The organism is Kluyvera sp. 142486, assembly GCF_046569695.1.
GTDB lineage: Bacteria > Pseudomonadota > Gammaproteobacteria > Enterobacterales > Enterobacteriaceae > Kluyvera.
On record NZ_JBKHUI010000022.1, the window covers coordinates 16,541 to 31,668 of the forward strand.

The 15,128-nt window shown below is 54.3% G+C and carries 8 protein-coding genes and 4 pseudogenes; 4 read left to right on the forward strand and 8 right to left on the reverse strand.

Translation table 11 applies throughout. The features are described 5' to 3' along the window. Positions 1-53: 53 nt before the first annotated feature. A complete protein-coding gene (locus ACLGE8_RS20135; RefSeq protein WP_411000704.1) occupies positions 54-998 on the forward strand; it encodes a TauD/TfdA dioxygenase family protein in 945 nt (314 codons plus the stop codon). 67 nt (positions 999-1,065) lie between these two features. Here the strand turns inward: ACLGE8_RS20135 and symE are convergent, their stop codons facing one another. The 6 genes and pseudogenes from symE to ACLGE8_RS20165 form a co-directional block, all read right to left on the reverse strand. Then, a complete protein-coding gene (gene symE, locus ACLGE8_RS20140) occupies positions 1,066-1,404 on the reverse strand; it encodes an endoribonuclease SymE (RefSeq protein ID WP_411000706.1) in 339 nt (112 codons plus the stop codon). 227 nt (positions 1,405-1,631) lie between these two features. Beyond that, positions 1,632-2,549: pseudogene (locus tag ACLGE8_RS20145) on the reverse strand (restriction endonuclease subunit S); the annotation flags it as partial. Beyond that, positions 2,523-3,014: pseudogene (locus ACLGE8_RS20150) on the reverse strand (restriction endonuclease subunit S); the annotation flags it as partial. The pseudogenes ACLGE8_RS20150 and ACLGE8_RS20145, both read right to left, overlap by 27 nt. Further along, a complete protein-coding gene (locus ACLGE8_RS20155) occupies positions 3,011-4,630 on the reverse strand; it encodes an N-6 DNA methylase (RefSeq protein WP_411000708.1) in 1,620 nt (539 codons plus the stop codon). The gene ACLGE8_RS20155 and the pseudogene ACLGE8_RS20150, both read right to left, overlap by 4 nt. Before the next feature lie 66 nt (positions 4,631-4,696). After that, positions 4,697-8,206: a type I restriction-modification system endonuclease gene (gene hsdR, locus ACLGE8_RS20160; RefSeq protein ID WP_411000710.1), complete on the reverse strand. Its 3,510-nt coding sequence runs from the start codon at positions 8,204-8,206 to the stop codon at positions 4,697-4,699. 231 nt (positions 8,207-8,437) lie between these two features. After that, positions 8,438-9,850, reverse strand: a complete 1,413-nt coding sequence (locus ACLGE8_RS20165) for a PLP-dependent aminotransferase family protein (RefSeq protein ID WP_411000712.1) — start codon at positions 9,848-9,850, stop codon at positions 8,438-8,440. A 178-nt stretch (positions 9,851-10,028) separates the two neighbouring features. Between ACLGE8_RS20165 and ACLGE8_RS20170 the strand changes: the two genes are divergently transcribed. After that, positions 10,029-10,193: a DUF1127 domain-containing protein gene (locus tag ACLGE8_RS20170; RefSeq protein ID WP_411000714.1), complete on the forward strand. Its 165-nt coding sequence runs from the start codon at positions 10,029-10,031 to the stop codon at positions 10,191-10,193. Between the two features lie 39 nt (positions 10,194-10,232). Here the strand turns inward: ACLGE8_RS20170 and ACLGE8_RS20175 are convergent. Together ACLGE8_RS20175 and ACLGE8_RS20180 are read right to left on the reverse strand one after the other, a co-directional pair. Then, a pseudogene (locus ACLGE8_RS20175) lies at positions 10,233-10,466 on the reverse strand (LysE family translocator); the annotation flags it as partial. Between the two features lie 84 nt (positions 10,467-10,550). Further along, a pseudogene (locus ACLGE8_RS20180) lies at positions 10,551-10,796 on the reverse strand (helix-turn-helix domain-containing protein); the annotation flags it as partial. Positions 10,797-11,013: 217 nt separating this feature from the next. On the opposite strand from ACLGE8_RS20180, the gene ACLGE8_RS20185 reads away from it, so the two are divergent. Both ACLGE8_RS20185 and ACLGE8_RS20190 read left to right on the forward strand, forming a co-directional pair. Further along, the gene (locus tag ACLGE8_RS20185; protein WP_411000716.1) at positions 11,014-13,554 is read left to right on the forward strand and encodes a penicillin G acylase; all 2,541 of its coding nucleotides are present in this window, start codon (positions 11,014-11,016) and stop codon (positions 13,552-13,554) included. Between the two features lie 138 nt (positions 13,555-13,692). Further along, positions 13,693-15,063, forward strand: coding sequence for an NAD-dependent succinate-semialdehyde dehydrogenase (locus ACLGE8_RS20190; RefSeq protein WP_411000785.1), 1,371 nt, complete (start codon positions 13,693-13,695; stop codon positions 15,061-15,063). Positions 15,064-15,128 lie beyond the last annotated feature (65 nt).

Genomic DNA, 15,128 nt, shown 5'->3' on the forward strand with positions numbered 1-15,128 from the left:
CTGGTGGAATATTTCTATATTCGGGTTTCTGACGATTTTAAAGGGGCGCAATCATGACTGCTGTGAACACTGCTGATACCGATTTTCCTTTACTGAACGTACGCCGCGTAGCGGGCAACATTGGCGCGGAGATCCGCGATATTCGCCTCTCTGCCAATCTGGATGCCGACACCTTCGCCCAGCTCGACGCGGCGCTGGTCAAATACAAAGTGCTGTTCTTCCGCCAGCAAGGTCATCTGACCGATGCCGAACATCAGGCTTTCGGCGCGCGCTTCGGCAAGATTGTTCCCCATCCAACCGTTCCTTCCCCGGAAGGCACCAAACTGTTTGAACTCGACGCCTCCAAAGGCGGCGGCCGCGCCGACTCCTGGCACACCGACGTCACCTTCGTTGACGCCTTCCCGAAAATCTCCATCCTGCGCGGCGTCACCATCCCGGAATACGGCGGCGACACTGTGTGGGCCAACACCGCCCGCGCCTACGAGCAGCTGCCGGAGACGCTCAAGCGCTTCGTCGACACCCTGCACGCGGTGCACAGCAACGACTATGACTACGGCGCCGAGCGCACCATTGTGGAGGCGCACCGCCTGGCGCATCACCAGAAAGTGTTCGTCTCATCCCTGTGGGAAGCCGAGCATCCGGTGGTGCACGTCCACCCGGTCAGCGGCGAACGCGCGCTGCTGCTGGGGCATTTCGTTAAACGGCTGGTAGGCTTCAGCTCGCGGGAATCCGCGCAGCTGTTCGAACTGCTGCAAAACCGCATCACCCGCCTCGATAACACCGTGCGCTGGCAGTGGCAGCAGGACGACGTGGTGATTTGGGACAACCGCAGCACCCAACATTATGCGGTCAACGACTACGGCAGCCAGCCGCGCGTGGTGCGCCGGGTGACGGTGGAAGGGGAGATTGCGGTTGGGGTGGATGGCAGTAAAAGCCGCACGGTTTCACGGCCGCAGGATGCGGCTAATGGGGAAGTTGCGGTGGGTAAGGTGTCGTAAAATGGTAGGCCGGGTAAGGCGTAGCCGCCACCCGGCAATAACACGCGCTCAATCGCGCAAACTGACCTTACGCCTCCCGTCGGCGAGGCTTACTCGAAATCACCCCGATAAACTCCTGCACCTGCTTTTGCTTACGTGCTGACAGCTTGCTCACCTGCCGCAAAGACTGCACCAGCGCGGGTTCCTGCGGTTTTGCCGTTAGCACAATACAGCCGTTCATCACCCTCACATCCACCTCGGTACCGGTGGTGAAACCGGCGGCTTCCAGCCACTGGCCCTTCATGGTGAGCGCGGGAATGCGGGTGTAATCCGGATAACGACTCGCATAACTCACGGTCAGATGACGGTTATTTGTTGGGGAGACTTCTGGATCGCACGGATCTGAAATAGAATGGACGGTAGTCATGATGGCTATTCCTTGAAAATAGTGATTGTGATGAGTGATATGGCCGTGTTCCCGCACGGCCATATCGCGCTAAATACCTGTACATAACATCAGTAAATAAAAGAAAAGTCCAGCTGAAAATAGACTGTAATGGGAATATTCAGGAAGAAACTGGATATATTTTTGATGGTTATGATTGCGGGAAAATAATAAAAAGCGCACCTGTCAGGTGCGCATGAAAATAAGCGTCAGGCTTTTTTACGTGAGGTTTTTTTACCACCGCTGGCGGCGCGTTCGGCCTTAATTTTTTCTAGCAGCGCGGCGGCGCTGTTTTCACCGCTGATGAGAACAGGGTTTTCGGCACGCCACTGAGCGGTAAGCTCGCCGCGGAAGGCTTTTGCCAGGATCGACTGAGTGAGGCTGTTGACGCGGGTCAGGGCGTTGTTGACTTGCTTTTCAATGGTGTCGGCGTAGGCGAAGAGTTGCTCGACGCGGCGGACGATTTCGGCTTGTTCTTCCGCTGGTGGCTTAGGCATAGGAATTTCAAGCAATGCTTTCTGCCCGATATTTCTCATCGATAATTGATTTCCTGTAGATCTAAATTCAATTTCACGGCGGCCATAATAAGAACGAAGAAAAATATTTACCCATGGCTTATCATTATCTGCCATAACTAAACGTAACACCTTATCGCTTAGCATGAGGTTTTTTGTCACTTTTTTTACAATAACTGGGTTTCCTAACAACTCAAGCGTATTTGCTCTGGAGATCAAGAAGTCACCAGTAGCTATTCGTCGTGACTCAACAAAAAGAGAGTCATCAGGAAGGGTCTTACTTTCATCTTCATCGTATTCACCCCAAGTCACGGCACTAATTTTTATAATGCCATATTGTTCATCATGGGGTGGTGTTTCAATGCATTTCAGATTTTTTCCAGCCTCAATTTTTTTAACTATATGACCCAGAGTGAGTTTTTCCCAGTTATCAATATTAAGGGTATTTTTCTTACGCCATTCTTCTGTCAGATTACCATTAACCGCTGAAGCCAAAATAGATTGGCGAAAGCGTTTCAGAATTTGTGGGATTTGCTCAAGACGTGCCTTGGTACTGTCTACCTGCGCCAGAAGTGTATCGAGTTTTTCGGCGATGATTTTTTGTTCGGCCAGAGAAGGGATGGGTAATCCCAATTTTTTCAAAGTTGATGCTTTTATTCCTGAAACAGTAGTTCCTGTAGCATTACTTGTGAGTTCCTTTTGGAATGCGGGGCTACGTAATGCATAATGAATATAGGTATTCATGTGGGAGTTAAATGACTGAATACAAATAGCTCGTTGTGCCAGCGCTATTTTTTCTTGGGTATGGAGCAAGGCTACATTACCGAGAGGAGCTTCGGTGGTAATTACTACATCACCATAGTTTGGGATGCCTCTGGTCATCCAGTTATCGTAATCAGCTTCTGAGATATACTCTCTTGGATCAACTTTAATAAAACCATTTCTGATATTTTTTGCGGTAATTAAAGGAATACCAGAAGTGGTTTTTTGAGGTGTTTTTCCTCTATAGTCTATAAAGTTAGAGATCTCTCCTAAAATACCGATTTCCCAACTATCCGGTTTTAACATTAAGGTCATGCCTTCACCTCACCAAATACTTCATTCAGCAACTGGCGCTGCGCATCCGCCTCATCGCCCGCGCCCAGCTCGCGCATCAGCGCATCCAACTCACCTAGCGCCTGCACCAGCTCGCCCATCGCTTCTGCTGCCAGTACGTCCGGCTCCGGCAGGCTGTCGGCGTCGATGCTGTCCTTATCCTTCAGCCAGGAGATATCCAGTGAATCGGATTTCGCCGTGCGGATCCACTCGCGGCTGAAGCAGCGCCAGCGGCTGGTGGTCAGGTGCTGCTCGGTATCCTGGTTTTCTTCGCTGTCGGCCACGACAATTTCGCTGGCGTTAAAGCTCCACTCGCCTTCGCTGCGTGGACTGTTGCCGTATGGATCGTCACCAAACACATCTTCAAACGGCTTGAGATGCTGCTCGGTAAACGGCGTGCGCTTGCCGAAGCTCGGCATATTGGTACGCAGGTCATACACCCAGACGTTTTCGGTGCAATTTTCTTCCTGGTATTTATCGGCGTCGGTGCCCTTGGTGAAAAACAGCACGTTGGTTTTCACGCCCTGCGCGTAGAAGATCCCGGTCGGCAAACGCAGAATAGTGTGCAGATTGCATTTGTTCATCAGGTCGCGACGCACGTCGGCACCGACCCCGGCTTCGAACAGCACGTTATCAGGCAGCACAACTGCGGCACGACCGCCCGGCTTCAGGTTGCGGTAAATATGCTGCAAAAAGGCCAGCTGTTTATTGCTGGTGCTGTAGGTAAGGTCGTCGCGGGTAATACTGGCTTCCCCACCTTTAGAGGTACCAAACGGTGGGTTGGCTAAAATGATATCGGCTTTCGCCAGTGACTGCCCGACCATGCCCAGCGCGTTGCCTTGATGCACCACGCCTTTTTCGTCGCCTTCCATCCCGTGCAGTAGGCAGTTCATCAGCGCCAGACGGCGGGTGGACGGCACCAGCTCAACGCCGATAAAGGCTTTATTCTTCTGGAACACGCGCTCTTTATCCGACAGATCGTACAGATCGTCGGTGTTGGCCTTGATATACTGATCGGCGGCAATCAAGAAGCCCGCGGTACCGGCGGCAGGATCCTGAATCACTTCGCCCGGCTGCGGTTTGATGCAGCGCACCATGCTGTTGATCAGCGCTCGCGGGGTAAAATACTGCCCGGCACCGGACTTGGTTTCACCGGCGTTTTTTTCCAGCAGCCCTTCATAAAGGTCGCCCAGACCGTCTTTCTGCGCGCTGAACCAGTCGATCTGATCCAGCGAGCGGATCAGTTGCTCCAGGTGGCGCGGCTCGCGCAGGCGAGTTTGCGCGTCGGCATAAATTGCGGTGATCAGTGGGTCGGCGTGGACCAGCTTGCCTTCGGCGTCTTTACCGGTAGAGAGCTTCAGCAGAATTTGTTTGTAGTCGTTCAGCAGGTTAAGGCCGGATTTGCTGTTTAAATCGCTCCAGCGGCACCCTTCTGGCAGGATGTGTTTATCCAGCGTTTCCGCTTCGGTGTTCTCGTGCACCATCTTGATAAACAACAGTAATACCAGCTCGGTGACGTAATCGCTGTAGTTGATGCCATCGTCACGCAGGACGTCACAAAGATTCCAGAGTTTCTGAACGATTTCGTTGTTACTCATAGCTATTCCGGTTAAGGCCGGCTACCCGGCCTGTCTGTCAAAAAATGATGGGGAAGGGTATCACGATCAGGCGGATTTTGGTGCCCACAATGCATTGCTCATCTGATCGAGAATGGTGTCGAGTTGGTTGTCCAGCAGGCTATTGAGCTTCTTCGTCCCGCCGTCGGCGGAGAACAGGTGGTTAACGAAGTTTTTATCCAGCACCACTTCATGGACCAGCTGTTTTGCCAGCCGCTCCAGCCAGCGTTTCTGAACGTTATTCCAGCTATGCTGGGCATAGATTTTGTCCAGCGCCAGCTTCACGCGTTCCTCGAACGGAATAAGCGGTTCACCGAGCGCGGCCTGGCGGATATGCCCAATGATGGTGGCGGCAATATCCTGGCTGCTCTGGGTGCGTACCGCCGAGCGCAGGTTGGCCTCGCTGTAGCCCGCTTCATCCAGCAAAAGGCGGATCTCTTTTAACTGCTCACGCGTCAGGTCGCGTGGACGGTTAATCACCACCGACAGCGCTGCGGACTGGTTGATTTGCGTGGAGATAAACTCATTAAAGCTTTGCAGGTAGTCGGCGGGTTTCTGGTAGCGCCCGTAGGTCTGCTCTTTGCTGATGAGTTCATCATCATGGTCTGAAATCACCGGGCGGTACTCGCTGCCCAGCAGGGTACCGACATCGCTTAACTGACGAATCAGACTGCGATGCTGCTTGAGAAACGCCGAGGCTTGCTGCGGGCCAAGCTTATGCAGATGCTGGTGCAATTGCTTTGGCTCCACGCCCCAGAGCTCTTCCAGTTCATTAAGCTTTTTGCGGACTTCCGGGCGTTTTTCGGCCTTTTTTTCCGCTTTACGCAGGACGCGCATAATTTTCTGACTGAGCTGATTGAGCAAGCTATCCGCCTGCGTTTCCGTTGGGCTATCGCCTGGATTGTTCAGCGCTATTTCCAGCACATCGTCATTCGATAGCTCTTCAACCAGTTGCTCGATGCTGACGCCCGCGTTTTTCACCAGCGGCTTCATGGTGTTCACATCCTGAAGCGTGGCGTAAATATCCACCGGATCGTGGATCCAGAAGACGGTTTTGCCGATATCGTCGCAGCGACGGGTGGCGCGACCGATCATCTGCTCGTACAGAATGCGTGATTTTACCCGACGCAGGAACACCAGATGGGTGATCGCCGGAACGTCAATACCGGTGGTTAACAGATCCACGGTGATCCCAATGCTGGGGTAGCGTTCGTTTTTGAAACGCTTGATAAGCTTGCTGACCTGATCGCTCTTGCCGGTGATCTTCTCAATCGCGGCCTGATTAAAGTCGGGGTTGACCGCGCCCATGGCCTCATCGAGCAGACGCTTAACCATATCTGCGTGGGCGTCTGTGGCGCAGAAAATCAGCGTTTTTTCATCGCCGGAAGGATCTATCTCTTTCGCCAGCTCTTCGCAGATCACCCGGTTAAAATCTTCGGTGATGACTTTACGGTTGAAGGCGTCGACGTCGAAATTCAGCTCATCTTCCAGCTCGCTGGTATCGACTTCTCCCGTTTCTGCATCCACGGCGCTGACGGTATCACCAGCTTCAAAGTGAATGCCGTATTTGCTGAGCTGGGTTTCATAGCGAACCGGGGGTTCGTGGTCAATCAGCCAGTCTTCCGCCACCGCTTCCCGGTAGGAATAAACATAAACGGGGTGACCGAAAATCTCGCTGGTATGTTTGGCTGGGGTGGCGGTCAGACCGATTTTTACGGCGTCAAAATAGTCGAGCACCCGACGATAGCTGGAGAGATATTGGGAGTTATCGCGGATAGAGAGTTCACCCTCGGTCATCTCCTGATCCAGCGTGTAACCACGGTGTGCTTCGTCGATGATGATGCAGTCGTAGGTATCTACCGCAGGCGGCGTACCGGAACGATAGATCCGGCTGACCATGGATTGCACTGTGGCAACCTGTACGCGGGTTTCTGCTTCTGCCGCCATATCACCTAGCTCGGCGACATTATAGATTTGTGAAAGCGTCTGGTTCTGTTCCAGCGAAGCCTCTTTAAAAGCATCCTGCGCCTGTTCACCGAGCGCAGAGCGGTCGACGAGAAAGAGGATCCGTTTGAAGCGTTCGGCCTTCAGGAAGCGGTAGATTAAGCCAATAATGGTACGTGTTTTGCCCGTCCCGGTTGCCATGGCCAGCAACGCTTCACGCGAGCCCTGTTCCAGCGAGGACTCGACGGCCTTAACCGCGTTGACCTGGTAATCACGCAAACCAAGATAGCTAAACGGCTCTTGATGCAATTTGGCTTCTGCTTCCGCCCGACTACGATGCAGGCGGTCCATCAGACCTTCTGGCGTGATAAAGCTTTCCAGCGGATAGCGGGTATTGTCAGGCGATCGAACATCGCGGAACCACGTGCCGGAGTGTTCGGCGGACTGTTTGATATAAGGCCGACCGTTGCAAGAGAACACGAAAGGAATTTGATAAACGCTATTCACGCCATCTTCCCAGCCTTTGACGCGTCCTTCTTCAGACCAGGCGGGGATCATGGATGTGTCAAACTGAAAACCTTTGCTGTAGCGTTCGGCCTGGGGGATTTTCCCAGCAACATTTTCGTTTTTTCTTTTCGCTTCAACGGTTGCGACGGGGGTGAGCCCGCAGAAAAGAACGTAATCTGCTCTGCCATGTTCGTCATCGGCAAAGGTCGGCCATTCTGCAATGGCTTTGTTCACCCCTTTTTCAGGGCGGGAGCCTTTTTTCCAGGTGATTTCCTGAGTATCTGCCAGCCAGCCCCATTCATTGAGCTGCTGGTCAATAAGGATCCGCGTCAGCTCTTCGGTAATGATGTGCTTGCGAGCGTAGCTGGACTTGCGACCAAACTCTTTACGCTGGGCCGTAATGGCTTGCTGTGTTTGCTGGGCAAGCTGTGCCTGCAAAGCGGTGAGCTTCGCTTCATAATTTTGCTGGAGCGTTTGTAGATCCTGCTGACTCATTTCCAGTAACTGTTGTTGCTCTCTGGCCTCAATATCCATTTCATGAGCCAGCTGTTCATATTCTTCTTTTTGCTGTTTAAGTAAATTCTGAAGCTGTTCACTGGATTCCAGCTTTTGGTTCGCTGCCAATAAGGTTTGTTTGAGTTGTTCGATGGCAGATTGTGATTTATTGAGCTGTTCACTTGGATCATGCGGTGGAATAAAAGAGCCCGGATTAAACTGACTACCGGCATCACCAAATGTCTGGTGGAACCAGATTGCCAGCGCACGGGCGACTTTCAGCGCATCCATCGCTTCACGGTGACGGGTCTGGAACTGATGCGTCGCTTTATTACCTTCAATTCTCAACGTATGAAATAACTGACGGATGGCAGGATCAAACTGTAATTCCCTGTCCAACCTGTAGAGCAACTCTTGCTGGTTTGGATTATCTTCCCGGCTAATATTCAGCCGGGCAGCAATATTTTGCGCTAGCGCTTCACCAAACTGGCGTAGCTTCATTAGCGTGGTATTGGGATCGCTGGAGAATAGCCGTTCTGCGGTGGCGGTAATTTGAACCAATAGCGGATCGTATTCTGCCAGGAAATCAAAGTTTGTTTGCTGAGTTGTCAAAGGTTGAACTCCTTGCAGCATTCACCCGCCGGATGGGGCTGGTGTAGCAGAGGATGAAAAGGTATTTTCGCGAGACGCCTTCCAAAATCATAACGCTGTACTTTTTTTTATCAAGCGTTATGACGAGAGGATGTAATGGCTAACACATTAAAAATACTCAAGAATGAGGTAAATAATGTGTTAATGATGGAGTTACCATTTGCATCTTGCGATGCCTTATCACTCTGCATCTCACTCCATCGCCACCTTCACCGCCATCCCCAGTTGCACCATCACCTCCCGATGCTTCTCAATCGGCGGCAGGGCGCAGTTGATCCGCAAGCAGTTCCGATATTTCCCCGACGCGGAAAACAGCGATCCCGGCGCCACCTGGATCTTCATCCGACACAGCTGCTTCGCCACGCACACCATATCTACCTGTTCAGGCAGCTCAACCCACAGCATAAAGCCGCCGGTTGGGCGAGTCACACAGATCCCGCAGGGGAAAAATTCGCGCAGCCAGCAGGTGTAGATCTCCATGTTGCGCTGGTAGATCTGGCGCATCCGTCGGACGTGGCGGTGGTAGTGGCCTTCGCGGATAAAGTTAGAGGCGGCAAGCTGGGTCGAGGGTACGTTGGTGCCGCTGGCGGCGTACTTCATCTGCAGCAGCTTGTCGTAATAGCGGCCCGGCGCTATCCAGCCAATGCGAAGGCCGGGGGCGATGGTTTTGGTAAATGAGCTACACAGCATCACCCGGCCGTCGATATCCCATGAGTGGATGGTGCGCGGGCGCGGGTACTCGGTCGCCAGTTCGCCGTAAATATCATCTTCAAAAATCACGATGTCGTAGCGCTGGGCGAGGCTTAGCACCGCGCGCTTGCGAGCGTCGGGCATGATAAAGCCCTGCGGGTTGTTGCAGTTAGGAACGAGGATCACCCCTTTGATCGGCCACTGATCCAGCGCCATCTCCAGTGCTTCGATGCTGATCCCGGTATTAGGATCGGTTGGGATCTCAATGGCCTTCAGTCCTAAACCGCGCAGTAACTGCATGGTGCCGTAATAGGTGGGCGATTCAACGGCAATAATATCGCCGGGCTGGCATACTGACAGCAGTGCCAGCGAGAGTGCGCTGTGGCAACCGCTGGTGATGATCAGGGAGTCGGCGGTCACCACCGAGCCGCCATCGAGCATCAGGCGGGCGATCTGTTCGCGCAGTTCGCGGCGGCCGGCCAGCTCGTCGTAGCTCAGCACATCAATGATGTTGTGCTGCACCACCCGGCTCATCTCGCGCCAGAGCGGCTTCAGGCTGGGCTGGGTGACGTCCGGCGAGCCGCCGCCGAAGGGGATAATCGATTTATCGCCGCGGGCTTCCAGCATATCCAATACCTGATCCCACTGGGTGATCTCCACCGGGCGCTGTACCGGGCGCGACATCGGCGGTACCGGCGGCTGGGCTTTTTGCGGGGCGACGAAGTAGCCAGAACGCGGCTGCGGGGTAATCAGCTGGCGCTGTTCCAGCGTCTGATACGCCTGCTGCACGGTGCTGATGCTGACGCCGTGTTCCTGGCTCAGGCTGCGAACGGAGGGCAGCTTCTCGCCATGACGATACAACCCTTGTTCAATCCGCTCGGCCAGCAGGTTGGCCAGATGTTGGTAACGCGTCATTGCTGTATCCCCAATTATCGCCATACAGATGAAAAAACCAGTACAGTCAGGCGAGAAAAACCGCACGCAGATACCGTTTTAGCGAATCTGTATGTTAAATAAAAGTGTTTTTTGAATCTGTATTGCAGGGCCCGAAATCCGCGAAGATAAAGCCTCTGACAAGGTGAGGAGGTGGAGTATGGAATTTCACGAGAACAGGGCGAAACAGCCTTTTATCGGCTTTGTGCTGGTGGGGCGTTTTATCAAAAAATGGTGGATACAGCAGCAAACGCGCCGCATATTGCAGCGAATGAGCGACGAACAGTTAAAAGATATTGGTCTGCGACGCAATGAGCTGCGTTAAAATACGGGCGGCGTGGTAACTCACGCTGCCCGACACCGTTTATCCCATGACTAACTGCCAGACAATCCAGCCGCCAAAACCGATCAGTATGCCACTGGCGGCCCGTTCAATTTTCCAGACAAGATTGCCCAAACGGCGCTGAACCTGCGGCAGAGCGATCAGCACGATCAACAGCAGATCCCACAGCAGCACAACGCTGGTCATCCAGATCCCGCATATAGCCTGCTGCGCCACGGTCACGTCCGGGCTGAGCAGCGCCATAAAGTGCGCCAGCGCCAGTGCGGGAAACTCCGGAGGTGACCTGTTTCATAGCGACCTCAATGAAAAACGTGAGGTCAGCGTATGCCGGTGAACGCGTTAATTATTGTCAGATATTGACTGACCCAACGCGTACTGACGCGGCGTGGCGGCCGTGTAGCTGACGAAGGTTTTGTGGAAGTGGCTCTGGTCGGCGAAGCCGGTCTGGTAGGCCACGTCGGCAATCTCGTCCCCGGCCCGCAGGCGTGCTTTGGCTAACTCCACCCGGGAATTGTTGAGAAAGCTACCGGGTGTCAGGCCCGTATCCTGCCTGAACGTCCGGATTAAGGTCTCTTTGCGCAGCGTTTCCCCGGCGGTTTTTTATTTTTATACCACATCAGGGGAAAGCAGGCAGAGGTGGGTGAAAATTAAACGATTCGCTTTAGATCACATTAACGAATTTAATGTATCAAATAACTGATATCGCACTCACAGTTCGCGTGGAAATTATTCGCCTCATATAGATAAATGCTGCTTCACAGCTAGTATCAATTCGCTAATCATACACCTGCAAGAGGATACAATGAAAAATACAAATCGTATGATCGTGAACTGTGTTGCTGCTTCCCTGATGTGTTCCTTGAGTCTTTCCGCGCTGGCGGCAGGTACCCAGACCGAGGTCAAGATTGTTCGCGATGAATACGGCATGCCGCATATTTACGCCGATGATACCTATCGGCTGTTTTACGGCTATGGCTACGTGGTGGCGCAGGATCGCCTGTTCCAGATGGAGATGGCGCGTCGCAGCACTCAGGGGACGGTCTCTGAAGTGCTCGGCAAGTCGTTCGTGCGCTTTGATAAGGACATTCGCCAGAACTACTGGCCGGACTCCATCCGCGCGCAGATCGCCGCGCTTTCTGCGGACGATAAATCTATCCTGCAAGGTTATGCCGACGGCATGAACGCCTGGATTGATAAGGTGAACGCCAACCCCGGCAAGCTGCTGCCAAAACAGTTTTCGACCTTCGGCTTTGCCCCACAGCACTGGCAGCCTTTTGATGTGGCAATGGTTTTTGTCGGCACGATGGCGAACCGTTTCTCTGACAGCACCAGCGAAATTGATAACCTGGCGCTGCTGACGGCGCTAAAAGACAAATACGGCAAACAGCAGGGGATGGCGGTTTTTAACCAGTTGAAATGGTTGGTTAACCCGTCTGCGCCAACCACCATTTCCCCTAAGGAGAGTCACTATCCGCTCACCTTCGACCTGAAGAACGCGCAAACGGCAGCGCTCCTGCCGCGCTATGACCGCCCGGCACCAATGCTCGACCGGCCAGCAAAAGGCGCCGATGGCGCGCTGCTGGCGCTGACGGCGGGGCAAAACCGCGAAACTATCGCCGCGCAGTTTGCGCAGAGCGGGGCCAACGGGCTGGCGGGTTATCCGACAACCAGTAACATGTGGGTGCTCGGCAAAAACAAAACCCAGGATGCGAAGGCCATTATGGTCAACGGCCCGCAGTTTGGCTGGTATGCGCCGGCCTACACCTACGGCATTGGTCTGCACGGCGCGGGCTATGACGTCACCGGCAATACGCCGTTCGCCTATCCGGGGCTGGTGTTTGGTCATAACGGCATGATTTCATGGGGCTCTACCGCCGGTTTCGGCGATGATGTCGACATCTTTGCCGAAAAACTGGCGAAAGATAAACCGGGCTATTATCAACATAACGGTCAGTGGGTAAAAATGCTGAGCCGCGAAGAGACTATTAAGGTCAAAGACGGCCAGCCGGAGACCTTTACCGTCTGGCGCACCCTGCACGGCAACGTGATTCAAACCGACCCGGCAACCGAAACGGCCTACGCCAAAGCGCGCGCATGGGATGGCAAAGAGGTGGCTTCGCTGCTGGCGTGGACCCACCAGATGAAGGCCAAAAACTGGCAGGAGTGGACGCAGCAGGCGGCAAAACAGGCGCTGACCATCAACTGGTACTACGCCGACGTGAACGGCAATATCGGCTATGTGCATACCGGCGCGTATCCTGACCGTCAGCCGGGCCACGATCCGCGCCTGCCGGTGCCCGGCACCGGCAAGTGGGACTGGAAAGGGCTGCTCTCGTTCGATTTGAACCCGAAAGTGTACAACCCGCAGTCGGGCTATATCGCCAACTGGAACAACTCACCGCAAAAAGAGTACCCGGCGTCCGATCTGTTTGCCTTCCTGTGGGGCGGCGCGGATCGCGTAACCGAGATTGACCGTATTCTTGATAAGCAGCCGCGCTTTACCGCCGACCAGGCCTGGGACGTGATCCGCAAAACCAGCCGTCAGGATCTGAACCTGCGGCTGTTCCTGCCTGCGCTGAAAGAGGCGACGGCGAGCCTGCCGGTGAGCGATCCGCGCCGTCAACTGGTGGATAAACTGGCGGGCTGGGATGGTACCAACCTGCTGAGTGAGGGCGGTAAAACCTATCAGCAGCCGGGTTCGGCGATCCTCAACGCCTGGCTCACCAGTATGCTCAAACGTACGGTTGTGGCAGCAGTACCGAAGCCGTTTGGCGATTGGTACAGCGCCAGCGGCTATGAAACGACGCAGGATGGGCCAACCGGCTCGCTGAACATCAGCGTCGGGGCGAAGATCCTGTATGAAGCGCTGCAGGGCGAGAAGTCGCCGATTCCGCAGGCGGTCGATCTGTTTGGCGGAAAACCGCAGCAGGAGGTGGTGTTGGCGGCGCTGGATGATGCCTGGCAGACGCTGTCGAAACGCTACGGTAATGACCTGAACGGCTGGAAAACTCCGGCGATGGCGTTGACCTTCCGGGCCAACAACTTCTTCGGCGTGCCGCAGGCGGCAGCGGAGGAGGCGCGTCATCAGGCGGAGTACCAAAACCGCGGCACGGAAAACGACATGATCGTATTCTCACCGTCAACCAGCAAAAGCCCGGTGCTTGCCTGGGATGTGGTCGCGCCGGGTCAAAGCGGGTTTATTGCCCCGGATGGCAAGGCGGATAAACACTATGACGATCAGCTGAAGATGTACGAAACCTTTGGGCGTAAATCGCTGTGGTTAACGCCGCAGGAAGTGGATGCGCATAAGGAATCGCAGGAGGTTCTGCAGGTGAAACGGTAATCTTCTACCTGCCATTCCCCGTCTTATCCGGCGGGGGATGCCTATTCGGAAACCTCCGTTTATACCCAACTTTACGCCCGTAACCAGCCAGATTGACTACTCTTAATACCCTAAGCGGTAAAAACAAGGAGATTCATGATGGCTTACCAGACAGTAAATCCTGCCACTAACCAGCTTATCAAAGCATACCCTTCTCATACCGATGCAGACGTTGAAGCGGCGCTGAAGGCGGCCGATGCGCTCTACCATTCCGACTGGGCAAAAGGGGATATCGACCAGCGTCTGCCGGTGCTGCACAAACTGGCTGATTTGATTGATGCCCGCGCTGAGGAGCTGGCAAAAATTGCCAGCCAGGAGATGGGTAAACTCATTGCCCAGAGCCGCGGCGAAGTGAAGCTGTGCGCGCAAATCGCTCGCTACTATGCCGACAATGCAAAGCAGTTTCTTGCGCCGGTGAAGTACAAATCTGAGCTGGGCGAGGCGTGGGTTGAGCATCACCCTATCGGCGTGCTGATGGCCGTGGAGCCGTGGAATTTCCCTTATTACCAGCTGATGCGCGTGCTGGCTCCGAACTTGGCGGCGGGTAACCCGGTGCTGGCGAAGCATGCCAGCATTGTACCGCACTGCGCGGAGGCCTTTGCGCACCTGGTACGTGAAGCGGGCGCGCCGGAAGGGGCGTGGGCGAACCTGTATATCTCGCAGGATCAGGTGGCTAATATTATCGCCGACGACCGCGTGCAGGGCGCGGCGCTAACCGGTTCCGAAAAAGCAGGGAGCGTGGTCGCGGCACAGGCGGCGAAGCACATCAAGAAATCGACCCTTGAACTGGGCGGTAACGATGTCTTCGTGGTGCTGGATGATGCCAACCTCGATAAAGCGGTGAAAATTGGCGTCAATGCGCGTTTGAACAACGCCGGGCAGGTCTGTACCGCGGCAAAACGTTTTGTGCTGCATGAGAAAATTGCCGATGCCTTCCTGAGTAAATTTACCGAAGCCTTTAAGCAGGCAAAAATTGGCGATCCGCTGGATGAAAGCACCACGCTGGGACCGCTGTCATCAAAAGACGCGCTGGAAACGCTGACCCAACAGGTCAACGAGGCGGTGAAAAACGGTGCGAAGCTGCATCTTGGCGGCAAGCCGGTGCAGCGGGACGGCAGCTTCTTCGAGCCCACCATCCTGACCCATATTTCCCGCGATAACCCGGCCTATTTCGAAGAGTTTTTCGGCCCGGTCGCGCAGATTTACGTGGTGAAAGACGATGACGAAGCGGTCGCCCTCGCCAATGATTCCCACTATGGGCTGGGCGGTGCGGTGTTTAGCCAGGATATTGAGCGGGCGAAGAAAATGGCCTCGCGTATTGAGACCGGGATGGTGTACATCAACTGGCTGACTGATACCGCGGCGGAACTGCCGTTTGGCGGCGTTAAGCGTTCCGGCTATGGCCGCGAGCTGTCGGACCTGGGGATTAAAGAGTTTGTGAACCAGAAGCTGGTGGTGGTCCGTCGATAACGGTACTCATAAAAAACCTGCCATCTGGCAGGTTTTTTTTGTCGGTATAGCGCGCGTTTTCCGTT

Bases quoted from the DNA above. Each gene is read 5' to 3' on its own strand.
- ACLGE8_RS20135 (WP_411000704.1), top strand. From the start codon at position 54: ATGACTGCTGTGAACACTGCTGATACCGATTTTCCTTTACTGAACGTA.
- symE (WP_411000706.1), bottom strand. From the start codon at position 1,404: ATGACTACCGTCCATTCTATTTCAGATCCGTGCGATCCAGAAGTCTCC.
- ACLGE8_RS20155 (WP_411000708.1), bottom strand. From the start codon at position 4,630: ATGAGTAACAACGAAATCGTTCAGAAACTCTGGAATCTTTGTGACGTC.
- ACLGE8_RS20165 (WP_411000712.1), bottom strand. From the start codon at position 9,850: ATGACGCGTTACCAACATCTGGCCAACCTGCTGGCCGAGCGGATTGAA.
- ACLGE8_RS20170 (WP_411000714.1), top strand. From the start codon at position 10,029: ATGGAATTTCACGAGAACAGGGCGAAACAGCCTTTTATCGGCTTTGTG.
- ACLGE8_RS20185 (WP_411000716.1), top strand. From the start codon at position 11,014: ATGAAAAATACAAATCGTATGATCGTGAACTGTGTTGCTGCTTCCCTG.
- ACLGE8_RS20190 (WP_411000785.1), top strand. From the start codon at position 13,693: ATGGCTTACCAGACAGTAAATCCTGCCACTAACCAGCTTATCAAAGCA.